General features: G+C 60.3%; 26 protein-coding genes and 1 pseudogene. 13 read left to right on the top strand and 14 right to left on the bottom strand.

The window, feature by feature from the left end; all coding sequences use genetic code 11:
• Positions 1-16: 16 nt before the first annotated feature.
• Positions 17-994 (top strand): SDR family oxidoreductase, encoded by a 978-nt coding sequence (locus tag ACMYUN_RS07710; RefSeq protein WP_415763387.1) that lies wholly within the window; start codon positions 17-19, stop codon positions 992-994.
• Here the strand turns inward: ACMYUN_RS07710 and ACMYUN_RS07705 are convergent.
• The 5 genes from ACMYUN_RS07705 to ACMYUN_RS07685 form a co-directional block, all read right to left on the bottom strand.
• Positions 983-2599, bottom strand: a complete 1617-nt coding sequence (locus ACMYUN_RS07705; RefSeq protein WP_415763386.1) for an alpha-amylase family protein — start codon at positions 2597-2599, stop codon at positions 983-985. The two genes, ACMYUN_RS07710 and ACMYUN_RS07705, sit on opposite strands and share 12 nt — an antisense overlap.
• Before the next feature lie 2 nt (positions 2600-2601).
• Entirely contained in the window at positions 2602-4128 is a 1527-nt protein-coding gene (locus tag ACMYUN_RS07700; RefSeq protein WP_415763385.1) for an alpha-amylase family glycosyl hydrolase, read from the bottom strand.
• A 33-nt stretch (positions 4129-4161) separates the two neighbouring features.
• On the bottom strand, positions 4162-4683 hold the full coding sequence (locus ACMYUN_RS07695; RefSeq protein WP_415763384.1) for a DUF4142 domain-containing protein: 522 nt from the start codon (positions 4681-4683) through the stop codon (positions 4162-4164).
• Between the two features lie 49 nt (positions 4684-4732).
• The gene (locus ACMYUN_RS07690; RefSeq protein ID WP_039760932.1) at positions 4733-4957 is read right to left on the bottom strand and encodes a hypothetical protein; all 225 of its coding nucleotides are present in this window, start codon (positions 4955-4957) and stop codon (positions 4733-4735) included.
• A 133-nt stretch (positions 4958-5090) separates the two neighbouring features.
• Positions 5091-5282, bottom strand: coding sequence for a YegP family protein (locus tag ACMYUN_RS07685; RefSeq protein ID WP_016771242.1), 192 nt, complete (start codon positions 5280-5282; stop codon positions 5091-5093).
• A gap of 201 nt (positions 5283-5483) precedes the next feature.
• On the opposite strand from ACMYUN_RS07685, the gene ACMYUN_RS07680 reads away from it, so the two are divergent.
• Together ACMYUN_RS07680 and ACMYUN_RS07675 are read left to right on the top strand one after the other, a co-directional pair.
• Positions 5484-6413 carry a LysR substrate-binding domain-containing protein gene (locus tag ACMYUN_RS07680; protein ID WP_415763383.1) on the top strand — a complete coding sequence of 310 codons (930 nt, stop codon included), beginning with the start codon at positions 5484-5486 and terminating at the stop codon, positions 6411-6413.
• A 167-nt stretch (positions 6414-6580) separates the two neighbouring features.
• Positions 6581-6946, top strand: a complete 366-nt coding sequence (locus ACMYUN_RS07675; RefSeq protein ID WP_039760936.1) for a 5-carboxymethyl-2-hydroxymuconate Delta-isomerase — start codon at positions 6581-6583, stop codon at positions 6944-6946.
• A gap of 3 nt (positions 6947-6949) precedes the next feature.
• Here the strand turns inward: ACMYUN_RS07675 and ACMYUN_RS07670 are convergent, their stop codons facing one another.
• Together ACMYUN_RS07670 and ACMYUN_RS07665 are read right to left on the bottom strand one after the other, a co-directional pair.
• The gene (locus tag ACMYUN_RS07670; protein WP_039760938.1) at positions 6950-7885 is read right to left on the bottom strand and encodes a LysR family transcriptional regulator; all 936 of its coding nucleotides are present in this window, start codon (positions 7883-7885) and stop codon (positions 6950-6952) included.
• A gap of 175 nt (positions 7886-8060) precedes the next feature.
• Positions 8061-9232, bottom strand: a pseudogene (locus ACMYUN_RS07665) (cyanate transporter).
• 314 nt (positions 9233-9546) lie between these two features.
• On the opposite strand from ACMYUN_RS07665, the gene ACMYUN_RS07660 reads away from it, so the two are divergent.
• From ACMYUN_RS07660 to ACMYUN_RS07640, 5 genes are all read left to right on the top strand, one after another.
• Positions 9547-11196, top strand: a complete 1650-nt coding sequence (locus ACMYUN_RS07660) for a phosphoethanolamine transferase (protein ID WP_415763382.1) — start codon at positions 9547-9549, stop codon at positions 11194-11196.
• A gap of 163 nt (positions 11197-11359) precedes the next feature.
• The gene (gene rnd, locus ACMYUN_RS07655; protein ID WP_039760942.1) at positions 11360-12493 is read left to right on the top strand and encodes a ribonuclease D; all 1134 of its coding nucleotides are present in this window, start codon (positions 11360-11362) and stop codon (positions 12491-12493) included.
• Positions 12490-12783: a YcgL domain-containing protein gene (locus tag ACMYUN_RS07650; protein ID WP_016771234.1), complete on the top strand. Its 294-nt coding sequence runs from the start codon at positions 12490-12492 to the stop codon at positions 12781-12783. The genes rnd and ACMYUN_RS07650 overlap by 4 nt, the downstream gene beginning before the upstream one ends.
• 105 nt (positions 12784-12888) lie before the next feature.
• Positions 12889-13821, top strand: a complete 933-nt coding sequence (locus tag ACMYUN_RS07645; protein ID WP_415763381.1) for a D-2-hydroxyacid dehydrogenase — start codon at positions 12889-12891, stop codon at positions 13819-13821.
• 254 nt (positions 13822-14075) lie between these two features.
• Complete coding sequence (locus ACMYUN_RS07640) at positions 14076-14525, top strand: YcgN family cysteine cluster protein (RefSeq protein WP_016771232.1); 450 nt, start codon at positions 14076-14078, stop codon at positions 14523-14525.
• Between the two features lie 112 nt (positions 14526-14637).
• Here the strand turns inward: ACMYUN_RS07640 and ACMYUN_RS07635 are convergent, their stop codons facing one another.
• The 4 genes from ACMYUN_RS07635 to ACMYUN_RS07620 form a co-directional block, all read right to left on the bottom strand.
• Complete coding sequence (locus ACMYUN_RS07635; RefSeq protein ID WP_039760946.1) at positions 14638-15015, bottom strand: DUF2892 domain-containing protein; 378 nt, start codon at positions 15013-15015, stop codon at positions 14638-14640.
• A gap of 81 nt (positions 15016-15096) precedes the next feature.
• Entirely contained in the window at positions 15097-15567 is a 471-nt protein-coding gene (locus tag ACMYUN_RS07630; RefSeq protein ID WP_007911337.1) for an RNA methyltransferase, read from the bottom strand.
• A 192-nt stretch (positions 15568-15759) separates the two neighbouring features.
• The gene (locus ACMYUN_RS07625; RefSeq protein ID WP_003222612.1) at positions 15760-16131 is read right to left on the bottom strand and encodes a YajD family HNH nuclease; all 372 of its coding nucleotides are present in this window, start codon (positions 16129-16131) and stop codon (positions 15760-15762) included.
• 49 nt (positions 16132-16180) lie between these two features.
• The gene (locus ACMYUN_RS07620) at positions 16181-16867 is read right to left on the bottom strand and encodes a spermidine synthase (protein ID WP_415763380.1); all 687 of its coding nucleotides are present in this window, start codon (positions 16865-16867) and stop codon (positions 16181-16183) included.
• An 81-nt stretch (positions 16868-16948) separates the two neighbouring features.
• Between ACMYUN_RS07620 and ACMYUN_RS07615 the strand changes: the two genes are divergently transcribed.
• Positions 16949-17233 (top strand): hypothetical protein, encoded by a 285-nt coding sequence (locus ACMYUN_RS07615; RefSeq protein ID WP_016771228.1) that lies wholly within the window; start codon positions 16949-16951, stop codon positions 17231-17233.
• Here the strand turns inward: ACMYUN_RS07615 and ACMYUN_RS07610 are convergent.
• The gene (locus ACMYUN_RS07610; protein WP_016771227.1) at positions 17230-17703 is read right to left on the bottom strand and encodes a cyclic nucleotide-binding domain-containing protein; all 474 of its coding nucleotides are present in this window, start codon (positions 17701-17703) and stop codon (positions 17230-17232) included. The two genes, ACMYUN_RS07615 and ACMYUN_RS07610, sit on opposite strands and share 4 nt — an antisense overlap.
• Positions 17704-17939: 236 nt before the next feature.
• The gene (locus tag ACMYUN_RS07605; RefSeq protein ID WP_415763379.1) at positions 17940-19994 is read right to left on the bottom strand and encodes a S9 family peptidase; all 2055 of its coding nucleotides are present in this window, start codon (positions 19992-19994) and stop codon (positions 17940-17942) included.
• Positions 19995-20228: 234 nt separating this feature from the next.
• Here ACMYUN_RS07605 and ACMYUN_RS07600 point away from each other — a divergent pair, with 234 nt between their 5' ends.
• Genes ACMYUN_RS07600 through ACMYUN_RS07590 form a run of 3 tightly spaced genes read left to right on the top strand, consistent with a single transcriptional unit; the run spans position 20229 to position 22073 of the window.
• Entirely contained in the window at positions 20229-20726 is a 498-nt protein-coding gene (locus tag ACMYUN_RS07600) for a hypothetical protein (RefSeq protein WP_016771225.1), read from the top strand.
• Positions 20727-20741: 15 nt separating this feature from the next.
• Positions 20742-21518, top strand: a complete 777-nt coding sequence (locus ACMYUN_RS07595; RefSeq protein ID WP_024012022.1) for a class II glutamine amidotransferase — start codon at positions 20742-20744, stop codon at positions 21516-21518.
• 12 nt (positions 21519-21530) lie between these two features.
• On the top strand, positions 21531-22073 hold the full coding sequence (locus ACMYUN_RS07590; RefSeq protein ID WP_016771223.1) for a DUF2937 family protein: 543 nt from the start codon (positions 21531-21533) through the stop codon (positions 22071-22073).
• Between the two features lie 34 nt (positions 22074-22107).
• Here ACMYUN_RS07590 and ACMYUN_RS07585 read toward each other — a convergent pair whose 3' ends face one another.
• Positions 22108-23022: a LysR family transcriptional regulator gene (locus tag ACMYUN_RS07585; RefSeq protein ID WP_415763378.1), complete on the bottom strand. Its 915-nt coding sequence runs from the start codon at positions 23020-23022 to the stop codon at positions 22108-22110.
• A 159-nt stretch (positions 23023-23181) separates the two neighbouring features.
• On the opposite strand from ACMYUN_RS07585, the gene ACMYUN_RS07580 reads away from it, so the two are divergent.
• Positions 23182-24468 carry an MFS transporter gene (locus ACMYUN_RS07580; RefSeq protein ID WP_415763377.1) on the top strand — a complete coding sequence of 429 codons (1287 nt, stop codon included), beginning with the start codon at positions 23182-23184 and terminating at the stop codon, positions 24466-24468.
• Positions 24469-24493 lie beyond the last annotated feature (25 nt).

Genomic DNA, 24493 nt, shown 5'->3' with positions numbered 1-24493 from the left:
TCAGGGAGGGCGATCCATGCAGGAGCAACCTTTGGTGGTGATAAGTGGCGCCAGTGCCGGCGTCGGGCGTGCGGTGGCTCACCGGTTTGCCGCTGGCGGCTACCGTATCGGCTTGCTGGCGCGGGATCCGGCGGGACTGGCCGCTACGCAGGAAGAGCTGCAATCGTATGGCGTCCAGGTGGAAACGGTCAGCGTTGATGTCGCCGATGCGCTGGCTGTGCAGGAGGCCGCGCAGCAACTGGAAGCCAACCTCGGGCCGCTGGCAGTGTGGGTCAACGCAGCGATGGTTACGGTGCTTTCGCCGATAGAACAGTTGTCCGCCGCCGAGATCGAGCGCGTCACTCAAGTGACCTATCTGGGCACCGTTCACGGTACCTTGGCAGCATTGTCGTTGATGCGTCCACGCAACAAAGGATTGATCATCCAGGTCGGCTCGGCGCTGGCCTATCGCGCCATTCCATTGCAGGCCGCCTATTGCGGGGCAAAGTTCGCTGTACGCGGTTTTACTGATTCATTGCGCTGTGAGTTACTGCATGAGCGTAGCCGTATCCGCGTATGCATGGTGCAATTGCCGGCGATCAATACGCCGCAGTTCGACTGGGCGCGTAACAAACTGCCCAAGCGCCCGCAACCGGTGCCACCGATCCACGACCCCGACGTGGCAGCACGGGCGATTTTCAGTGTGGTCAGGCATCCACCTCGCGAGCTTTGGCTCGGAGGATCGACGATCAAAGCGATTATCGGCCAATCGGTCATGCCGGGTTTGCTCGACCGTCTGATGGCGCGTGCCGCCTGGTCCGGCCAGCAAACCAGCGAGCCTGAGGACAACGAGCATCCGGACAACCTGTTCGAGGCGCAGCCGGGATTGCATCAGACCCGTGGCCGCTTCGTCGGCCGATCAAAGGACGCGGCGCTGGCCTTGACCTCGACACAAGTGCTGGCAGTGTCTGCGCTGATCGCCGGCCTCGTGGCCGTGGTGCTTCTACAGCTCTGACGGTTGCCAGCGAAACCAGCGATAGCCGAAGCCGGCCAAGGCCAGATTGCCTCGGTCCGGCGCGGCATATTTCCGGTCTGCGAGGATCGGTTCATAGTCTTGCAAAACGATATCGAGCGTGTCGTCGAGACTCACCGGTTTGTCGCTGAGATTGCACAACATCAGTGTGCACGACTGCGCCCGGTGCACGATGGCGAATACTGCAGGATGACTGCTGTCGAGTATTTGCCATTGGCCTTCACCGACTTCAGCAAGGTTCGCGCGCGCTCGCAGGATGCATCGGCAACGACTCAGCAACGAGCGGTCATCCGCTTGCTGTGCGGCGACGTTCAGCTGCGCAAAAGCGAACGGCCCTTGGTCGATTATCGGTGCGGCCAGCCTGGCTGAAGCGGCGGTTGAAAACCCGGCGTTGCGCGCGGCTGACCACTGCATCGGTGTACGCACCGAGAGTCTTTCCGGACGGCGCAAATCATCGCCCATGCCGATTTCTTCGCCGTAACGCAGAATCGGCGTACCGGGCAGCGACGCCAGCAGTGCCTGGGCCAGGGCCTGATGACCGACATCCCCGCGCAGCATCGGCGCCAGGCGACGTCGGATCCCGCGTCCATATACGCGCATGTGCGGATCCGGCGCGAACACTTCCATGACTTCCTTGCGCTCGCGTTCGGTCAAACGTTCCAGATCCAGCTCATCATGGTTGCGCAGCCACACGGCATAACTGGCGCCATCGGGCGGTGTCGGGCGCCGGTGCAGCGCACGGATCAGCGGCTCGGCCTGACCGCGAGCCAAGGCCAGGAACAGGTGATTATTGACCCAGAAATCCAGTGCCAGGGTCAGGCGATTGCCGTCACCGAAGTAATGAACGAAGCGCTCCGGCTCGACATCGACTTCGCCCATCAGCACGCACTCGGGATTGATCCGCCGCGCCAGCGTCGACAAGCGCTCCAGCAGCCAGACACCTTGTTCCTCGTCGCCGCCACCGGCCTGTTCCACCGCGTGGGACGCTGCGTCCAGGCGAAAACCGGCCACACCCAGGTCAAGCCAATAACCCATGATCTGCTCGATTTCCTCGACCACCGCCGGATTGGCCAGATTCAGGTCAGGTTCATGGCGATAGAACAAATGGCGGTAAAACTGCCCGGCCTGTTCGTCCCACTGCCAGATGCTGTCCTCCACCGACGGGAAAATAGGCTGGTTGCCATCGTCCACTGGCTGGTCCGACCAGATGTAGTAATCACGATAGCGACTATGACGATCACGCCGTGCTTGAACAAACCACGGGTGCTGATTGCTGGTGTGTTGCAATACCAGTTCCAGCACTACGCGTATGCCGCGCTTGCCCGCCTCCCTGAGCAACAGGCGCCAATCGTCTTCGGTGCCGAAGCGCGGCTCGAGCTGTCGATGGTCGCTGATGTCATACCCGGCATCGCGAAATGGCGAAGCGAAAATCGGTAACAGCCACAGTGTGCCGACACCCAGTGCCTGCAGGTAGTCGAGTCGGTCGATGACTCCGCGCAAGTCGCCGCAGCCGTCGCCGTTGCTGTCGAGGAACAGCGATGGATCAATCTGATAGATCAGGGTTTTGCGATACCAGTCGGCGCTCATGATCAGCCCTCGGCCGGGCGCAGGATCAACGCTTGTTCCGCTGCCAGCGTTCCGTTGAAAGGCTGGTTTGCGGCAACGGTGTCACTGGCGACGTCGACCCGCCAATGACCGGTCATTGGAAAGCTGTGTTCGCGCTGGTCGAAATTGATGCAGACAATCCGTTCGTCTCCCGCGCAGTGACGCCGATACGCCAGCACTTGCGGGTGTGACGGCAATTCCTGCCAGTCGCCAAGACGCAACGCTTCACTCTTGCGGCGGCAATCGAGCAATTGGCGATACAACGTGAGCGTTGATTCGGCTGAGGCTTCTTGCACCTGCACCGCCAGTTCAGCAGCGTCGGGCGGGAAGGGCAGCCACGGCGCAGACCCGCTCCAGCCGTGTGGTGGATCGGCAGCCCAGGGAATCGGCCCGCGACTGCCATCGCGGCCACCGGGGTCCACGCGGGTCTGCGCATCGACCACGGTATCTTCCAGAGCCAGCTCATCACCTTGAAAAATGAACGGCGTGCCGCGCAGAGTCAGCAGCATCACAGCGGCCGCCCGCGCCCTGCGCAGAGAACCACCGTAACGACTGCGGATGCGTCGGTTGTCGTGGTTGGATAAAGCCCAGGTCGGCCACGCTGACTGAGCGCCGAGGAGGCTTTCCACGTCGCGAATGCACAGGCGAAATACCACCGGATCCCAGGGCGCATCCAGTGGCGGAAAATTGAAGGACATATGCAGTTCATCGCAGGCGCCGTAGTAGGCGGCTACCTGAGCGGTGGAACGGATGTTCACCTCGCCGATCAGTACGCGGTCGCCAGGGTAGCCATCGACCAGACGGCGCAACCCACGCAGCACTTCATGGCTGTAGGGCTGGTCATTGATCTGCACCATGGTTTCGCCGGCCAGGCAGCGCGGATCATCGGCGAATGTCGGATCCTTGCCGACGCAATGCACCACATCGATCCGGAAGCCATCGACGCCGCGATCGAGCCAGAACCGCAGCACCTCGTGCATGGCCTGCACGACTTCGGGGTTATGCCAGTTCAGGTCCGGCTGTTGCGGCAAGAAGAAGTGCAGATAGTATTGCTGGCTGCCGTCGTCCCAGCTCCAGGCACTGCCGCCATCGATGGAGGCGCGCCAGTTATTCGGTTGATCTCGCCAGATGTACCAGTCGCGCTTGCGACTGTCGCGGCTGGCTCGGGATTCGATGAACCAAGGGTGCTGATCGGAAGTGTGATTGGGCACGAAATCCATGAGCACCTTGATGCCACGGTTGTGCGCTTGTGAGATCAGATTGTCGAGATCGGCGAGATGGCCGAACAGCGGATCGATGTCGGTGTAATCGCAAATGTCATAGCCGGCATCGACCATCGGCGAGCGGTACACCGGCGACAGCCACAGCGCGTCGATGCCCAGAGCCTTGAGGTAATCGAGCCGAGCGATGAGGCCGGGCAGATCACCAATGCCGTCACCATTGGTGTCGGCGAAGGAGCGTGGGTAGACCTGATAGATGACTGCGTGTTTCCACCAGGGCGATGTCGACATGGTTTCTCCTTGAACCGTGCTTGCGGAATCGATCTAGGGCTTGGGCGGCGTCAGTGCGCCGGCGGAGGGCTTGAGTTTTTCCTGCAGATCCCGAGCGGTTTTGGCCTGTTTTTCGATGCCCGGCAAGGCGGACCGGGCGAAAGCCTTGAGCTGCGGATTTTGCGATGACATCGCTTCTTTCTTGAACAGCATCAGCTTTTGCTCGAGGGTTTCGGCCTGGCTGTCGATGTAGATGCGGTCGAAGGCGTTGTCCCTTGATTCAAGGCGTAGCTGCTTGGCTTTGGATGCCATCGAAGGTTCGGTGGGAACTGCCATATGCTGGCTTTGCCCCAGTTGTCGGATTTGCTTATCGAAACGCTCATGCTCGGCGATCATTTGCCGGGCAAACGCTTTGACCTCGGGCAGGGTGGCCTTTTCCAGTGCTATGCGCGAACTGTTGTGCTGGAACAGGCTTTGCTGTGCCGCCTCTTCGATGAAGGCATCAATAGTGTCCGCATGGCTGGGCTGGACGATTACAGCCAGCAGTGCAAGGCAGATCGCGGCGAGTGATTTCATGGCGCGTAAACTCCGCAGCATCAATGGAGGGTGGCGGCCCGGGCCCGACTCATGGTTGCTGATAGTGGCCGGGGATATTGTCGCCTTCGTCGGGCTTGGTGCGTTTCTGCACCTGGACGTCGCTCAGTGAAGCAGCCTTCAATTCGGGGAAAGCGGTCTTGACCAGGGTTTCAGCGAGACCGGGGTCGAGAGTGTCGCCATCGTGGATCAGCGTGCGGCTTTGCGGCTGGTTGTCGACGATGAAACTGATGAGGTAGCGGTGCTCATGGGACATGGCTGAAATCCTTGAGTGCATGGCAGCAAACATTGCAGTACATGCACCTTTGATGAACACCGCTGACGAGCATTCAAATAAACGCTTTGAACGGCGACAGACGGTGCCGCTTCGCCGATGAAAAGGGTCTCGCTCAAATTTCCTTGATTGGCGTCTCGCCCTGTACGGCTTTGATCAGGTTGATCACGTGCAGGCAATCGGCCTTGTTCACATACGACTCGCCGCTGGCCACCGTCTCGTGGTTGCGCGCGCGCAGACGCCAACGCCATTGGCCTTTGCCAGTGCTCGGGGTGCCGCGGGTTTGTCGGTAGATTTCGAAATACATGGGTTCGCTCCCTGCGATTGATAGGCGCGCCAACCTCTGTGGCGCATCGACGCAAGCCTAGCGCAGCGGTTTTTTTTGGCTATCGCGGATTTGTTTCCAATCGTTCGCGGATGTTTCTGCAAAAGCCGCCGCATAAACGTTTATGGACGGCATCCCCAAGGCCTTTCTACACTGCCGCTATTCCGGGAGCAGGGGCAATGGATGAATCGCAATGAACTACGCAAGGCCGACATCAACCTGATGGTGGTGTTCGAGACCCTGATGCTCGAACGCAACGTGACCCGCGCGGCGGAGAAGCTGTTCCTCGGCCAGCCGACCATCAGCTCGGCGCTCAACCGTTTGCGCACGATGCTTAACGACCCGCTGTTCATCCGCGTCGGCCATCGCATGGAACCGACGGCCCGCGCCGAAGATATCTACCGCCATCTGAAACCGGCACTGGATTCACTGTCGGCGGCTTTGAGCCTGACCCGCGATTTCGACCCCGCCACCAGCACCATGACCTTTCGCATCGGCCTTTCCGATGACGTCGAATTCGGCCTGCTGCCGCCGCTGTTGCGCGCGCTGCGCCAAGAGGCACCGAACGTTGTGTTCGTCGTACAGCATGTCGATTACTGGCGCATTCCCGACCTTCTTGCGGCTGGCGACATCACCGTCGGCATCAGCCAGACCCGTGGCCTGCCCGCCAACGCCAAACGCAAACTGCTGCGCCATATTCAGCCGAGCATCCTGCGCGCCGATGCCTCTGATACACCGCTGACCCTCGACGAATATTGCGCTCGCCCGCATGTGCTGGTGTCGCACACGGCCAATGTCAGTGGCTATGCCGATGAATGGCTGGCGGAGTTGGGGCGCACGCGGCAGGTGGTGTTGTCGGTGCCCCAGTACAGCGCACTACCGGCACTGCTGGCAGGCACCGACCTGATCGCCAGTCTGCCGGATTACACCGCCGCGGCGATGGCGGCGTCCGGGTCGCTGTTCCAGGAACCGTTCCCGTTCAAGACGCCGACGCTGGACCTGTCGATGGTCTGGCTCAGCCACGTCGACAGCGACCCGGCCGAACGCTGGCTGCGTTCGCGGCTGGAAGCGTTCATGAGTGAACGACCAACTGAGCACCAAGATCCCTTGTAGGCGCTGCCGACGGCTCGGGCCGCGATCGGACGATCTTTTGATCTTGATTGTGAAAAACACAAAATCAAAAGCTCGCAGCCTCGTTTCACTCGACAGCTCCTGCAGGTAATGCATTGAGCCGACTGTGGTATACGTACGCCCCCGCATCCGCCGACTGGAGATCCGCAATGCCACACCTGCACGTGGAATACACCGCCAACCTGACGCAGTTGAATGCTGACATCGCCCTGATCCGGCTCAACAACACGCTGGTCGGTTCCGGACAGTTTGGTGCCGAGTTCGATATCAAGAGCCGCGCGATCAAGGTGGAGAACTTCAAGGTCGGCACGGCCCTCGGCGAGCGCGCCTTCGTCCATGTGAAACTGGCATTGCTCAGCGGGCGCTCGGCGGAGATCAAGAAGCAGCTCTCGCAAAGTCTGCTGGCGGTGTTGCAGGAACTGTGCGAATGGCCGGCCGGGCTCCAAGTTCAACTGTGCGTCGAACTGCTCGACATCGATCGCGAGTCCTACAGCAAGGCCGCGATCGGCATCTGAGGCTCAGACGCTTTCCAGCTCGCTGCACACCTGAATCACCTGCTCGCGCAGCCAGAGGTTGGCGCTGTCCTGATCGGCGTTCTGGCTCCACTGCATGTCGAGAGTGAAACCCGGCAAGCCATTCGGCGCCTCGCAGTGATTGAACACTGCATCGTTGGTCAGCAAACGCTGGATACGGCGGGGCAGGGTGAGGATGAAATCGGTGCCGGTAATCATTTTCAACGCGGCGCTGTAGCTGTTCGAGCGCGCGACGATCTGGCGTTTCTGCGCCTGCCGCGCCAGCCAGCCGTCGACCATGTTGGTGCTCGAGGTCCACGGCGTCGGGAATACATGTCGACGCTCGGTGAATGCTTGCAGGCTCAGGCGCGGCTCCAGTGGTGTGGCGCGTTTGTCGAAGACACAGACCAGGTCATCTTCCAGCAGCATCCGTGATTTCAGATCTGCATGCTGGCGGTGAAAGTGCGGGCCGAAACTGATCACCAGATCGAGGCTGCCGTCGCGCAGCTCATCGGCCGGCACGTCGGTTTCAAACTTGTGCATGTTGACCATCACCGGCAAGTCGTCGAAATCGAAGCGCTTCAACAGGCGCGGCAGGATCAATTGCTCGAAATATTCCGGCGCGCAGATGTTGAAGGTCACCGCTTGCCGGCTCGGGTCGAAGGCCGGGGCCCCGGCGTGGCAGAGGTTGATGCTTTCGAGGATCTTCTGCACATGGCCATACATGCTGCAGGCCTTGTAGGTCGGGCGCATGCCGGTGCGGGTATTGATGAACAACTCGTCTTCGAAACTGGTGCGCAGTTTCTTCAGGCAATAACTGACGGTGGACTGACTGACAAACAGCGTTTCCGAGACATCGGTGACGCTGCTCTGCTCATACACGGCGACAAATACCATCAAATCCTGCATGTCGAGCTTGCGAAGCAAATTACTGTTCAGCATGAGTTCCGTCTCGCTGTGCCCTTGCGCAGAATTCGCGCAAACGTGTGCGTACGATCCTAACGGAACGATGGTGCCAGGAGAAACCCTTGTAGGGCATTTCACGGATACATGTGGGACAGAAACTTTTAGCAACACGACGTTGCCAACCCGGTGCGGGAAAGATGGCCAGAGGCCTCTAGTCCGGGCCAGACAAGTGGCTTGCGTAGTGGCGTGGGTCGAAGCGCATCACCAGCAGCAGCATGATCACCATCACCGCCGTCAGCGCCCACCACGCGCCTTCGAAATTGCCCAGCCGATCGCGGATCAGCCCTGCCAACAGCGGCGAAAGTCCGGCGATCAGATAGCCGATCCCCTGCACGAACGCGGTCAGGCCTCCGGCGCGCTGCGGCTCGTCGCAGTGATCCAGCGCGACGATCAGGCTCATTGGAAACAGGCCGCCAATCCCGAGCCCCAACAAACACGGCCACAGCAGGACCAGATGCGCCGGGGCGAGTATCAGCCCGCAGAAACCGCCGATGATCAGCATCAGCAAAACCGCCAGTATTGCGCGTCGATCATGACTGCGATTGGGATCGCCGGCACTGCCAAGCCGGAAATGACCTCCATCGCCGTAAGAAAACCCAACAGCAACCCGGCGTTTTGTTCGCTCCAGCCTTTTTCCACGTAGTACGGGGCGAGCCAGGCGAGGATGCAGGTGTAGGACGCCGTACCGAGGCCAAAGAAAATCGCCAGCAACCAGGCGCGGCGGCGCGTTATGAAAGACTCCCGCTGGGTCACCCTTGATACGGTTTGCGCCGGCTGCAAGCACCAGACCAGCAACGCGATCAATGCCAGCGCGGCCCAGATGGCCAGCCCCACACGCCAACTGCCGGCCTGCGCCAGCACCAGTGGCGCGAACGAGGCGGCAATCGCGGCGCCGCCCATGATCGACGTGACGTAGACGCCCATGCATAACGCCACGTTGTCAGGGAAGCGCGACTTGATCAGCACCGGCATCAACGCCTGGATCAACGCGATGCCAATACCGACCACTATTGCGCTGACGATCAGTTCAATGGCCGAATCGATAAACAGCCGCGACAGGGTCGCCAGCCCGATGATCAGCAATGACAGCAAAATAGTGCGCTGTTCGCCCAGGCGCTCGCTGATGCTCAGGCCGAAGAACATCGCCAGTCCCATGGCCATGACCGGCAACATCGTTAACAGAGAGGCAAGGGTAAAGCTCAACGGGATATCGCCACGGATCGCCGAAAGCAGCGGCCCGATGGCTGCCATTGAGGGGCGCAGGTTGAGTGCCACGAGGACGATTGCCAGCATCAGCCAGACAGCAGGGCGGGTTTGATTCATCAGCGGATCTTCGATTGCAGAGGCTGGTGATTAAGGTTGGCGACGCGCGCATCAGCAAATCAGAAAATCCCGGGCCAGACCTAAAAACTCGATAACACCGCATTCCTGCAAGGAAATTGTGAACGGCGAGAAACTGAATAAAACCTGAACCATTCTCAAATACGTGCAAAGTTTCACATCGTTAAACGAGTTCAACTAATCATTAGCATCTTTTTCACGAAAAATTGATCCATGCCTGCCTAAAGTTTGTCATGCCTCGGTGAATGAATTTTTCACAATTGACGAGGCTCTTCTTTCAGGAACTGTCACTCATCATGTTGAAGTTAAAAGCCGTGCGCCCGGAATGGGTGACGTTGTTCGCCAGCGCCTTTTTGTTGCTCGGTTTCAATCTGGTGCTTTGGCAACATCTGCTCGAGATCACCGCTGCCGACGGCAAGGGCATCGCCATGCGCGTGGCGTTTGGCGTGATGATCTTTGCCGCGTTCAATATCGTGCTGACGTTATTCGCTTTCCGGCCACTGCTTAAACCACTGTTGACCCTGTTGTTTTTAGTCAGCGCCGGCGTGGCTTATTTCATGAGCCAATATGGCGTGATGATCGATGCCGGCATGTTGCGTAACTTTGCCGAAACCAATGCGACGGAAGTGCGTGATCTGCTCTCGTTGAAGTTATTCGCTTATATTCTCTTGCTGGGTGTTTTGCCGTGTTTGTTGTTGTGGAAAGTACCGGTCAATTATCGGCGCTGGCATCGTGAGTTGTTCAGCAAAGTTATCGTCAGTGTCGCCTCTGCGGCAGTGATCGGTGTTGTCGCATTGGCCAACTACCAAGGCTTGTCGTCGCTGTTTCGCAATCATCACGAAATTCGCCTGATGCTGGTGCCGAGCAATTACATCGGCGCATCCATTGGTTACCTGCAGGAGCAAGTGGTTTCGGCGCAGCAGACGTTTATCAAGATTGGCGAAGATGCCCAGCGCAATCCCGACTTGCAGTTCCAGCCACGCAAATCGCTGACGGTGCTGGTGGTGGGGGAAAGTGCGCGGGCGCAGAACTTCGGCATTCTCGGTTACGACCGAGACACCACGCCGCAGCTGAACAAGGAGGCCGGGCTGATCGCCTTTACCGATGTGCATTCCTGCGGCACGGAAACTGCGGTTTCGGTGCCATGCATGTTCTCCAACATGGGCCGCAAGGATTACAACGCCAGCAAAGCCAAGAACGAAGAAGGTTTGCTCGATGTGCTCAAGCGGGCCGGCATTGATGTGATCTGGCGCGATAACCAGTCCGGCTGCAAGGGCACTTGCGACCGCGTCACGGTGCAGGATGTCAGCAAGTTGCAGGATCCGGCGCTCTGCGCCAACAGCGAATGCCGTGATGAAATACTTCTGCAGGGCCTGCAAGGTTTCATCGATCATCTGGACAAGGACACCGTGCTGGTTCTGCACCAGATGGGCAGTCACGGCCCGGATTACTTCAAGCGTTATCCCAAGGAGTACGAACACTTCACTCCGGTCTGTGAAAGTAACGCACTGAACAATTGCAGCCGCGAAAGTATCGTCAACGGTTACGACAACACACTGGTGTACACCGACCATGTGCTGGCGAGCCTGATCGATGTGTTGCGCATTAATCAGGACAAAGTCGACACCGCCATGCTTTATGTGTCCGATCACGGCGAATCGCTGGGCGAGTACAACCTGTTTCTGCACGGCACGCCGTACATGTTGGCGCCTGAGCAACAAAAGCATGTAGCGATGCTGGCGTGGTTCTCCGACAGTTATCAGAAGGCTTACTCGGTCGACACACACTGTTTGCAAATGAGCCGGGACAAACCGCTGAGTCAGGACAACCTGTTCCACTCGATGCTCGGTCTGCTGGAGGTGCGCAGCAGCGTTTATCAACCTGCCTTGGACATGTTTGCCGGCTGTCGCGGCGCGGTGATCGACGGCGTGTTGGCCAAGGAGTGAAGCGTTTGCGGCCCGTCGCGTCGATGCGACAGGCCTTTCTGTTTCTGCTGTCAGACTATTCTTGCTGACAGGCAAGATATTTCCTTACAGCTCTTGCCCTGCAAAGGCGCGTAAATCGTCGGTGGCGATATATACTGCGCGCCATTCTTCAAGGGAGAGCCGTGTGGCTATCGATATTCACTGGATTCGCGACAACGAAAGCCTCGCGCAGTTTTGCGCCGAGTGGCAGCAGCTGCCGTTCGTTGCCCTCGACACCGAATTCATGCGGGTCGACACCTTCTACCCGATTGCCGGCCTGTTACAGATCGGCGACGGCAAGCGCGCCTACCTGATCGATCCGCTGACCATCAACGCCTGGCAACCGCTGGCCGCGCTGCTGGAGAACCCGGCGGTGCTGAAAGTCCTGCACGCCTGCAGCGAAGACCTCGAAGTGCTGCTGCGCCTGACCGGCAGCCTGCCGGCGCCATTGTTTGACACGCAACTGGCCGCCGCTTATCTGAATCTCGGTTTCTCGATGGGCTACTCGCGTCTGGTGCAGGAGGTGCTCGGCATCGACCTGCCCAAGGGCGAAACCCGCTCCGACTGGTTGCAGCGTCCGCTGTCCGAAACCCAGATCAGCTATGCCGCCGAAGATGCCGTGCATCTGGCCGAGGTGTTCGTCGAGTTACGCCCCAAGCTGTCCGACGACAAGTTCGCCTGGGTGCTGGAAGATGGCGCCGAACTCGTCGCCAACCTGCGCCGCGAGACCGATCCGTACGAGGTCTATCGCGAGGCGAAACTGGCGTGGAAGCTGTCCCGCGCGCAACTCGCTGTGCTGCGTGAACTGTGCGCCTGGCGCGAAAAAGAAGCCCGTGCGCGCGACTTGCCGCGCAACCGCATTGTTCGTGAACACTCGCTGTGGCCCTTGGCCCGCACGCAGCCGGATAACCTCGCGGCGCTAGGCAAGATCGAAGACATGCACCCGCGTACCGTACGTCAGGACGGGCAGTTTCTGCTTGATCTGATCAAGCGCTCTGGCAGTGTGAGCCCTGATCAATGGCCGCCGGCAGTGCCGGAGCCGTTGCCGATCGAAGCCGCTGCGCTGATCAAACAACTGCGCGCACTGGGCCAGGCTGAGGCCGAACGCCTGGGTATTGCGCCGGAACTGATGCTGCGCAAGAAAACCCTCGAAGCCCTGGTCAAAAGCGGCTTTCCCGAGGGGCCTTACCAATTGCCCGATTCGTTGCGTGGCTGGCGCCGCGAATTGCTCGGCCAGAAGCTGCTCGACAGCCTGGCCACCGCCGGAGAACAGCCTTGAAACGTATTTGCTCCATCTACCAAAGCTCCAAGCGCAGCGGCATGTATCTTTACGTGCTCAAGAGCGATGCGCTCGAGCGCGTGCCGGATGCGCTGATGACGGCTTTCGGCAAAGCGAAGCATTCGTTCGATCTGGTGCTGTCGCCCGAGCGCAAGCTGGCCAGCGAAGACATTACCGTGGTCCTGGAAAACCTCGACAAGCAGGGCTATCACCTGCAGATGCCACCGGCCGAGGACGAATACATCGAGCACCTGCCCGAAGAGTTGCTGCGACGCAACGACCCGGTCTGACCCGCGAGGCCCTGTCCTGGGCCTCGGTTAACCCTGGAACTGTTTTTACCGCGATGGCCGGCCCCAACCCGGCGGCCGTCTGCACGGTTTGCGAAAGGTTTGAAGATGCGCGTTCTGATTGCCGAACACGACCACGCGATATACGCCCGCCTGCTGCGTCAGGCACTGCCCGAGCTTGAAGTCCTGACCAGTGGCGACTCCGCCGAACTGGCGCGGCAGGCCGCCGATTGCCCGGTGTGGCTGGGCCAGCCGGATCTGCTGGCGACCCTGCTGCGCCAAGGGCATCAACCGCAATGGCTGCAATCGACCTGGGCCGGCATCACGCCGCTGCTCGCCGACGGCCTGCGCCGCGATTATCGCCTGACCCGCGCCGTGGGGATTTTCGGTCAGGTCATGGCCGAATACGTGCTGACCTACATCCTTGGCCACGAACGCGAAGTGCTCGCGCGGCTGGTCAGTCAGGTCGAGCGCAAGTGGGACAACCGCAGCGGCCAGAGTCTGGTCGGGCGCAAGGTGCTGATCGTCGGCACCGGTGACATTGGCCAAAGTGTCGCGCAATTTCTGCTGCCGTTCGGCGTCGAGCTGTACGGCATCGCCAGCACCGCGCGGGAACAGGCGCCATTCGTCGAAGTCGGCGCGCTGGCCGATCTGCCACGGTTGGTGGGCGAGGTGGACTACGTGGTCAATCTGCTACCGAACACCGAACACACCCACGATATCTACGACGCGGCGCTGTTCAAGCAATTCAAACCGACCGGGTTGTTCATCAACGCTGGACGCGGTGTCGCGGTGGTTGATGCCGATCTGGTCGAGGCTTTGAAAGAAGGGCATCTGGCCGGCGCGGTGATCGACGTCTGCCGCCAGGAACCATTGCCGCAACGCCACCCCTTCTGGACCGCTTGGGGCTTGCTGCTCACCGGACACAGCTCGGCACCGACCTCGCCAGCGCTGATGGTGGATTTGTTTGTGCAGAACCTGAAAGCGTACGAGGCGGGTAAGGCGTTGCGTGGGGAAGTGGATTTCACCCGCGGTTACTGACTCTCCACCGACTTCACTGTGGGAGCGAGCCCGCTCGCGAAGAGGGCGTGTCAGTCGACAACAGCGTGTCTGACACAGCGCTTTCGCGAGCAGGCTCGCTCCCACATTGGTTTCAAAGTGCAGCCACCAGTTTGCTCAGCGGGCGGCGCTGGCGCTGACAAGCGGATTTACCGGCAGTCGCCAGCGCTTGGCCCTTGCGTCCACTGGCACTAGACTGGCGGCCTTTTCACCACCTTGATGTTGATGCTTGAGCCATGGCCGCCATAGTCGAACCGTTCTGGAAACGCAAAACCCTCGATCAACTCGATCACGAGGAATGGGAATCGCTGTGTGACGGCTGCGGTCTGTGCTGCCTGCAAAAGCTTGAGGACGAAGAAGACAACAGCGTCTATTACACGCGCATCGCCTGCAAACTGCTGGATCTGAAAACCTGCCAGTGCAGCGATTATCCGAACCGGATCAAGTTTGTCCCGGACTGCATTCAGCTAACGCCGGGTCAGGCGGAAGAATTCAAATGGCTGCCGCCGACCTGTGGTTATCGTCTGGTCAGCGAGGGCAAGGATCTGCCGTTATGGCATCACCTGGTGTGTGGCGACCGCGATGCGGTGCACCATGAGCGGATTTCCCAATCCGGGCGCATGCTCGCTGAAGGCAGCGTGCCGGAGGATGACTGGGAAGATCATCTGATCTTTCGCGCGGGCTGAAATTTTCTCCCTTCAGGTATATCGCAATCGCTGGCAAGCCAGCTCCCACAGGTTTTTCTGTGGGAGCTGGCTTGCCAGCGAAGAGGCCATCAGCGGCGCTGAGGATCCCGGATCAAACCCCGGCTTTCGGCGAGGTCAGCGAATCATTGCCGGTCACAGTGGCTGTTTCAGTAGCCACTTCGGCATTGGTCTTCAGCTTGCTCAGTTCTTCCCCGGCGCGTTCGATCTTCGCCCGCACGTTGCTCATGTCCTGACGGCCTTTTTCCAGCAGGCTTTTCGCCGAGCAGTGCCCGGTAATGCCACGGGCCACGGCCATGCCGCCGAGCGCCACTTGAATCAGGCCGAACACGCCGCCCCGGCGCAGGCCCTTGCCGACCATCAACACGCCGCCGGTCAACGAGCCGACGCGCTCCCATCCATGCACATTTTTGTGCGCAGGCGACTGGAACGGGGTGGATTCGATGCGTTCTACGCGTTTGAGCTCGCTCATGATCTATCTCCAGGCAGGGTGCGATTGATAGATAAGCTGACTGCCACGGCGGTCAGCTTGTTCCATCGAATGTGCGACGCTTCAGCGGAATTTCGGCCCGGAGCGGGTATTCAGCCCTTTGGCCATGCGGTCGTAGAGCACGACATTGACGGTGGCGGCGAGGTTCATGCAGCCGGTGGTCGGGATGTACACGACGTCTTCGCACCAGTCGCGAATCTCTTTATCCAGCGAGCCGTCTTCCGGGCCGAAGATGTACAGCGCGCGGTCGGGGTGGGTGTATTCCGGCAGCGGCCGGGCGCCTTCGACCAGCTCCACCGCCACGGGCACGCAGTTGAGCGGGAGAATTTTTTTCAGGTCGTCGATGCCGATCAGCGGGATGTCGTAGTGCACGCGCTTGGTGTCGGTGACGAAATCGGCGGCGCGTTCATAACGCTTGCCGGTGTAGAACACCGACGCCACGCCGTAACACCCTGCGGCGCGCATCACCGAGCCGACGTTCTCCGGTGATTTGGGGTTATACAAACCAATGCAGCTGTACCGTTTGTCTGCCACGAGCGGGGTGCCTTCGGGAAAAAGAGCGGGATTATACGGGGATTGGGCGGTTGTGGTCAGATCATGGATTGGCGGTGCCCGAACGGCCGCCTTCGCGAGCAAGCTCGCTCCCACAGTGGTTTTGTGCATGACACCGATCCAGTGTGGGAGCGAGCTTGCTCGGGAAGGGGCCAGCCAGGCCAATGAAGAACTTTAATCTTCTTTTTTCATGAGACCGGCCAGAGCGGCAAACGGGTTATGCGTGGCCTTGGCGATTTTCGGTGTGCTCAGCGAGCCGTCGCCGAAATACTGCTGATCGGTGTAACGCGAGTGTTCGTTGTCGTGGCAATACAGGCACAACAGCTCCCAGTTGGAGCCGTCCTGCGGATTGTTGTCGTGGTTGTGGTCGCGGTGGTGCACGGTCAGTTCGCTCAGGCGCTTGCCGGAAAACTCGCGGGCGCAGCGGCCGCAGACGTGCGGGTACATCTTCAGGGCCTTGTCGCGGTAGCCCATTTCCTTGTCGCGCTGGTTGTCGGCGAGGATGCGGTCCAGCTTCGACGTGTTGGTGGGGGTGGACGAACTCATGGGTTCACCTTTGCAGAAAGACTGATGACGGTTATGCGCAGAGTTTAGCTCAGCCCTTGAGCTTCTCGGCAATCCAGATCGTGTGGCGGGTGCCCTTGTTGCCGTGGGCGAAGACCTGGACTTCTTCGGCCTTGAAACCGGCCTTCTTCAATTTGTCGGAAAACTGCCGGTCGGCGCTGGCCGACCACACCGCGAGCACGCCTTTGGGACGCAGTGCCTTGGCGCAGGCATTCAGACCAGCGGCGGAGTACAACCAACTGTTGGCCTTTTGAGTCAGGCCTTCAGGGCCGTTATCGACGTCGAGCATGATCGCGTCGAAACCGTTCGGCTCGCTTTGCAGCACCTTGGCCACATCTTCCATGCGGATCACCGTGCGCGGGTCGAGCAATGGCCGACCGGATTTCTCCCCGAGCGGGCCGCGATTCCACTCGACCACGCCGGGCACCAGCTCAGCGACCACCACTTCGGCGGCCTTGCCCAGGTGCTTGAGTGCCGAGGCGAGGGTGAAACCCATGCCCAGACCGCCGATCAACACCCGCGAATCCGGCCGGCCAGCTACCTTGCGGCAGGGAATCTCGGCCAGCGCATCTTCAGAACCGTGCATGCGCGTGTTCATCAACTGCCCGCCGTCGCCGCCCTGGATCTTGATGACGAAATCTTCGCCATACTCGAACAGGCACAGGGCACCGCCGTTTTCAGGGATCGGGGTGGTGTCGAGCAGAACGAAACGTTTCATGGAAATCTCTAAAGGGGGGGAAGGCAAGCAGGCGCGTTGGGAGTAGCCTGAGCACAGACTAGAGGCCAAACGGAGCCCTTGATGAAGCGCACCATTCTAACGGTCATTACCCTGGCCGCGCTCGCGATTACTGCGGTGCAGGCCCAGCAGAGCGTTCCGGTCAGCCCGACGCCGCAGCCCGGTTCGCCCGGCACCGCGACGCCGACGCCGTATCCGCAGATCACCCCGATCACCCTGCCCAAGTCGGGCGCCGGCAGCGGCAGCCCGCCGCTGGTGCCGATCGAGATGCCCAGCCCGCCGAGCAAGGATCAACCGGTGCCGGGCATCGAGCCGAACGGCAACAAGGTCAAATCCCCCGGCGGTTAAACCTGTTGCGCGGCGAGTTGGCCGTCGGCCATGCGCAGGCGTTTGGACAGCGAGACGGCGAGGGCGCGGATGATCTTTGCGGCGATTTTAGGTGCGTCGTTGAGCATTTTCTCCAGCGAGTCCTTGCCCAGGTTGAGCAACTGACAATTGCTCGCCGCGATACACGTGGCCGAACGGCGTTCGCCATCAAGCACGGCCATTTCACCGAAGGCCCGGCCGCTGCGCAGGGTGGCCATGGTGATCACCTGGCCGTCGGCGCCGGTTTTCTGCACGGCGACCTGGCCGGTGTGGATGATGCACATGAAACTGCCGGCATCGCCCTCGCGAAAAATCGCCTCGCCCTCAGCCACGGTGCTGATGCTGAAGTAACCGGAAGCGGCCGCAAAGTCGGCCAGCTGCAATTGATCGAACAGGCCACAGTCCATCAGCCAGTCGCGGATTTCGTTGTTCAGAAAGGTCGGTTCGGACATGTCGATGCGGTCTTTTTGTTATCACATTTCAAGGCTATACACGGATCCCGTAGGAATGGGCTTTTGTGGCGAGGGGATTTATCCCCGCTCGGCTGCGCAGCAGTCGCAAATCCTGCCAACTCGGTGCTTCAGGAATACTGAGTTTGCAGGTTTTGGGGCCGCTTCGCAGCCCAACGGGGATAAATCCCCTCGCCACAAGGGTCTGCTGTTAAGACCCAAGCCACCCACAGAGTTCCTCAGGCAATCTGCAAAACCTTGAACACAAATGCATATTCGAGCGCTACGTCACGTAATCCCTGATAGCGCCCGCTCATGCCGCCATGCCCGGCACCCAATTCAGTCTTGAGCAGCAGCACATTGTCGTCGGTCTTGGTCGCGCGCAATTTCGCCACCCACTTGGCCGCTTCCCAATACTGCACGCGGCTGTCGTTGTAACCGGCGATCACCAGCAGTGGCGGATAAGCCTGCGCGGTGACGTTTTCGTACGGCGCGTACGCCTTGATCCGATCATAGACGTCCGGTTCTTCCGGGTTGCCCCATTCGTCGTATTCGGTGACGGTCAGCGGTAGCTCGGGGTCGAGCATGGTGTTGAGCACGTCGACGAACGGCACTTCGGCGATCGCCACGCCGAACAGATCCGGGCGCTGGTTGAGCACCGCGCCGATCAGCAGGCCACCGGCGCTGCCGCCGCTGATCGCCAGTTTCTCCGCCGTGGTGATGCCGTTGAGGATCAGAAACTCGGCGCAGGCGATGAAGTCGCTGAAGGTGTTGTGTTTGTGCTCCTGCTTGCCGGCGCGATACCAGGCTTCGCCCAGCTCACCGCCGCCGCGCACGTGGGCGATGGCGAAGGCCATGCCACGATCAAGCAGGCTCAGGCGTGCGTGGGAAAACCACGGATCGAGGCTGGAACCGTAAGCGCCGTAACCATACAGGTACAGCGGCACCGGTTTACCGACCATCTCGCGCTTCATCACCAGACTGATCGGCACCTGCGTGCCGTCCGGGGCGGTGGCCCATAGACGTTGGCTGACATAGGCGTCGGCATCAAATTGGCCGAGTACCGGAGTTTCCTTGAGCACCGTTTGCTCGCCGCTGGCGAGGATCAACTGGCGCACCTGGGCCGGGCGATTCAACGCTTCGTAGCGCAAGCGAATGCGATCACTCTCGAATTCCAGGCTGTTTTGCACATGCAGACTGTAGGCCGCATCGGGCAACTGCACGCGATACGACGCCTGGTCCTGCGGGTGAACCTCAATGATCGGCAGGCCACCTTCGCGCAGGCTCAAGGTCATCGCCTCTGCGTTGAGGCTGACGCCGTCGAGCATCACGTCATCGTTGTGCGGGATCAGGTTCTGCCAGTCGGCCTCGCTTGGCGGCACGCCAGTGTCCGGGGCCTGATACAGGGCGAAGTTGATGCCGTCGCGGTTGGTGCGGATAAACCAGGTCCAGACGCCATCGAGCAGGCCGTGGTCGACGTCGTATTCGTGATCTTCGACCCGTGGCGCCAGGCAGCTGAATGGCAGATGTGGCTGATTGGCGTCCAGCGCCCAGACTTCACTGGTGGTCTTGCTGCCCAGCGACAGCAGCAATTGCTGTTCGGAGCTGGCGCGGTAGCAATGCAGGAAGAACCGCCCGTCCGGCTCGTGGAAGACTTCTTCAGCGGCAGTGCCATCGAGGCGATAGCGGAACAGTTTATGCGGGCGATGGGTGTCGTCGAGCACGCCGAAGAATAGGGTCAGGCTGTCGTTGGCCCAGGTCATGCTGCCGTCGCAGTCCTCGAATTCCAGTTCGCTGACCTTGTCGTTGGACAGCTCTTTGACGAACAGCGTGTAGACCTCGTCGCCCGAGGTATCGACGCTGTAGGCCAGGCGCTGGTGATCAGGACTGATGCTGAAAGCACCGAGCGAGAAGAAGCCGCCATTGGCCAGCGCATTCGGGTCGAGCAACAGTTGCTCGCGGCTTTCATCGAGGGTCAGGCTGTCGTCCGCCGGGCGCGGGCAGCGGTAGTGCCGGGCATATTCGTCACCGGCGGTGGTGCGCGTGTAATACAGATACGGGCCCCAAGGCGAGGGCAGGGACAGGTCGGTTTCGAGGATCCGGCCCTTGATCTCGTTGAACAGGCTTTCGCGCAGCTCGGTCTGATCGGCGGTTTGCGCTTCCTGATAAGCGTTTTCAGCCTTGAGGTAGTCGAGCACCGCGTCGGTGTCGCGCTCCTGCAGCCAGGCATACGGGTCGGCGCCGGGCGCCCGCTGGGCAATTGGGGCAGTCATGACATTGGCGGATTCGGGCATGGAAGGCTCTCGGACAATATTCGGATAAAGGTTTCGCGTATTTTGAAACCGCCGCAGAGCCCTGTGGGAGCGAGCTTGCTCGCGAAGGCGTCCTGGCAGATGACTTTTGCTGCAATGACACACCGCATTCGCGAGCAAGCTCGCTCCCACAGGGATAACAGTGGTCGTCTGGTATTGGGACAAGCCGCATGGGCGAAAAGTCGTTACTATAAGCGCCAATTTGCCTGCCTTGCCATGGACACCATGACCGAGAACGACTATCTGATCGCCTGGGGCCTTTACGCCTTTGCCGCCGTGGGCTGCCTGCTGGTATGGATGCGCCTGACCACCTGGATGTGGCGCTGGCTGCGCGAGCCGCTGCGTGTGCTGATGGCAGTGTTGCTGTTCAGCCCGACCATCGTCGATCCGGTGAAAGCCAAAGTGGCACCGGCCATCGCCATCACCGCCCTGGACATGCTGTTCAAGGTCGGCAACAACGCCTGGCGCGCGGTTTCCGATCTGTTCATGTACGGCATGATCGCCTTCGGCGTTTATCTGGTTTTTGTCTTGATCCGCCTGCCGATCGAGCGCGCCTCGACAGCGCGGCGTGAACGCGCCGAGGCCGCCAAGGCCGCCGCCCGTGCCGAAGAGCGCGACGATGATCAACCGTTCGGCGGCGCCGGTGACGACCGCTACGGTCGCCCGCCGGTGCCGAACAATCCGCAGCGCATGCGGGTCGAGCCGCGTCTGTAACCCGAGAGTCCGCACATGTGTGAATTACTGGGCATGAGTGCCAACGTGCCGACCGACATCGTGTTCAGCTTTACCGGCCTGATGCAGCGCGGCGGCCGCACCGGCCCGCACCGCGACGGCTGGGGCATTGCCTTCTACGAAGGGCGCGGCTTGCGTCTGTTTCAGGATCCGGCAGCAAGCAGCGAGTCGGAAGTGGCCAATCTGGTCCAGCGTTATCCGATCAAGAGCGAAGTGGTCATCGGCCACATCCGCCAGGCCAACGTCGGCAAGGTCTGCCTGTCCAACACCCACCCGTTCGTCCGCGAGCTGTGGGGGCGCAACTGGTGTTTCGCGCACAACGGCCAGCTCGCTGACTTCACCCCGATCAAGAGTTTTTACCGCCCGGTCGGCGATACCGACAGCGAAGCGGCATTCTGCGATCTGCTCAACCGTGTCCGTGCGGCGTTTCCGGAACCGGTTGATATCGAAGTGCTGCTGCCGGATCTGGTCGCGGCTTGCGCTGAATATCGCAGTAAGGGCGTGTTCAATTGCCTGCTCAGCGACGGTGACTGGCTGTTCTGTTACTGCTCGACCAAACTGGCTCAGATCACCCGCCGCGCACCGTTCGGCCCGGCGCGGCTCAAGGATGTCGATGTGATTGTCGACTTCCAGGCCGAAACCACGCCCAACGACGTGGTCACCGTAATCGCTACCGAGCCTTTGACCGAAAATGAAACCTGGACCCGCTACGAACCGGGCCAATGGAGCCTGTGGCGACGCGGCGAATGCGTCAGCCAGGGCAAGACCGAATAAGGATTTGCACCCATGTTGCTCAGTTATCTACGGCTGGTGTTGTTTGCGGCGGGCCTGTTGATCGGTGTCCAGGTGCCGGGATTCATCAACGATTACGCCCAGCGTGTCGAAGCGCACCTGATCGAAGCGCAGACCGGCCTGCGTGGTTTCCAAGGCACGGCCGATCAGTTTTTCAAAGGCGACATGCAGGCGCTGGTCGCGCACTACCGTGCCAGCGAAGACCCGATCTTCCGCAGCGATGCCGACAGCCTGAACACCTTGCTCACCCGCCAGGTCGCGCTGGATAAACAATTCCAGGCGATGCAAGGGCCGTGGTACGTGCGTTTCCTGCAAGTGGTGCTGGCGGCTGATCCGGATATTCGCAAGGAAACCTGGAACGGCTACAGCTACCAGATTCTGCTGACGCCCGAGGCGATGATCTGGGGCATGAGCGGCGCGTTGCTGCTGTCGTTCGGCATCGAATGCCTGTTCCGCCTGATCGACTGGGTAGTGCTCGGCGGCCGGCGTCTACGTCAGAGCCGGCCGATCGAAGATCGCGACGTACGCGGTTTGTAAGGTTTGATCGTTCCCACGCAGAGCGTGGGAACGATCATGACGTAAGGGAAATGTAATTTTTACCGACTTTCTGCGCGTACTCTGCAAGCACCTGCTGACACAACGTCACAATCTCCTCGACCCATTCAACCCCGACCCGCCACGACACCACCACCGGCAGATTCGCCGGTCGCTGCTCGATGTCGAGCAAAGTCAATTCGCCGCGCGCCAGCTCCTCGGCCACCAGCACCGGTGGCAGGGCGCCGATGCCAAAGCCGTCACGCAACAAGCGGGTGATCGCCGACACCGAATTTACGCAATTCAACCGTGGTGCCAACACGCCGTTGGCCTGCATCAAAGCGACGATATCCTGATGCGGCCGTGAGTTTTTCGAGTAGGTGATGATCCGCTCCTGCGCCAGTTCAGCGAGGTCGACGTAGTCGCGGTTGTAGATCGAATTGCTGGCGACGATCCAGCCCAGCGGATGGCTGGCCAGTTCCAGGCTGCGCACGCTTTCATGCCGGACCAGATCGGTTTGCAGTACCAGATCGAGAAAGCCTTTTTGCAGCTGATCGCAGAGGTTCAGCGCAGTATCGGCGACCAATTCGATTTCCACGTGCGGATACAGATCGGTCATCTGCGCCACCAGAGGGCTCAGCCAGGTATGGATCACCGTGTCCATCACGCCGATACGCACCCGCCCGACCTTGCTCGAACGGGTCTCGATTGATTGTTTCAGCGCCGCCATGGTGTCGAGCATCTGCTCGGCATACTCAAGCACTTTCAGGCCTTCCGGGGTCAGGCTGACGCCGCGTGAATCGCGCAGAAACAGCTTCACGCCCAGTTCGCCTTCGAGCACCGCAATGCGGCTGGAAATCGACGCTTGGGTGGTGAACAGCTTGTCGGCGGTCAGGCGAAAACTCTTCAGGCGCGCGACCCAGACAAAGGTCTCGAGAAACTTCAGATTCATGGGCAAGGCTCGAGTGACAAATTTTTCTTATGCCTAAGGCGGGTTTTTATTCGTTGGACGGCGCAGGGCAGGGCGACGAAAAATCGGCGCATCCGGTTCCCACGATAGGCGTCGTCGGAGCTTCGAACAAGACCAATAAAAGCCCTGCGGAGATTTGCCATGAGTGCTCCCGACACCCTTCCTTTATCCAAGTCTGCGGCGCGCCCCGGGCCGTTCGACTGGTATCGCAACATCAACCAGCAGGAGCGCCGCACGTTCTGGAGCTGCAAGATCGGCTACGGTCTGGACGGCATGGACACGCAGATGCTCAGCTTCGTTGTGCCGACGCTGATCGCGATGTGGGGCATCACCACGGGCGAAGCGGGGCTGATTCACACCAGCACCCTGATCGCTTCGGCGATTGGTGGTTGGGTCGCCGGGATTCTCTCCGACCGCATCGGCCGCGTGCGCACCCTGCAACTGACGGTGCTGTGGTTCGCCTTCTTCACCTTCCTCTGCGGCTTCGCGCAAAACTACGAACAATTGCTGATCGCACGCACCCTGATGGGCTTCGGTTTCGGCGGCGAATGGACCGCCGGCGCGGTGTTGATCGGTGAGGTGATCCGCGCCAAGGATCGCGGCAAAGCGGTGGGCATGGTGCAATCCGGCTGGGCGCTGGGCTGGGGCCTGACGGCGATTCTGTATGCGCTGCTGTTCTCGGTGTTGCCGCCGGAAGACGCTTGGCGGGCGCTATTCATCCTCGGCATCGTGCCAGCGATATTCGTGATTTTTGTCCGCCGCCTGGTAAAAGATCCGGAAATCTATCGCCAAGCCAAAGCCGCGCAAACCCCAGAGAACCCGGCGAAGTTCTACGAGATCTTCGCCCCTGGCATGCTCTTCACCACGTTTCGTGCTTCCTTGCTGACCACCGGTGCGCTGGGCGGTTACTACGCAATCACTTCCTGGCTGCCAACCTTTCTCAAGAATGAACGCGGACTCAGCGTGCTCGGCACCGGTGGTTATCTGGCGATGGTGATCGTCGGTTCCTACGTCGGTTACGTGATCAGCGCTTATCTGACCGACCTGCTCGGGCGGAAGAAGAATTTCATTCTGTTCGCGGTCGGCTCGTTCACCATCGTTCTGCTCTACACGCAGATGCCGGTCAGCAATGGCGTGATGCTGTGGCTGGGCTTTCCGCTGGGCTTCTTCGCCTCGGGGATTTTCAGCGGCATGGGTGCGTTTCTCACCGAACTGTTCCCTACGCGGATTCGCGGCTCGGGCCAGGGTTTCTGCTACAACATCGGCCGCGCGCTGGCAGCACTGTTTCCGCTGTTGATCGGCCTGCTCAGCCAGAAAGTCCCGCTGAGCATGGGCATCGGCGCCTTCGCAGCGGTGTCCTACGGTGTGGTGATTCTGGCGGCGCTGAGTCTGCCGGAAACCCGTGGCAAGCAACTCGACGCGCAGTAACTGATAACCTGCGCAGCAATGTCCT

This window comes from Pseudomonas sp. CP4, assembly GCF_047758505.1.
GTDB lineage: Bacteria > Pseudomonadota > Gammaproteobacteria > Pseudomonadales > Pseudomonadaceae > Aquipseudomonas > Aquipseudomonas fluorescens_AO.
The sequence above is the reverse complement of the archived record's forward strand: the minus strand, read 5'-3'. Positions and strand labels throughout refer to the sequence as shown.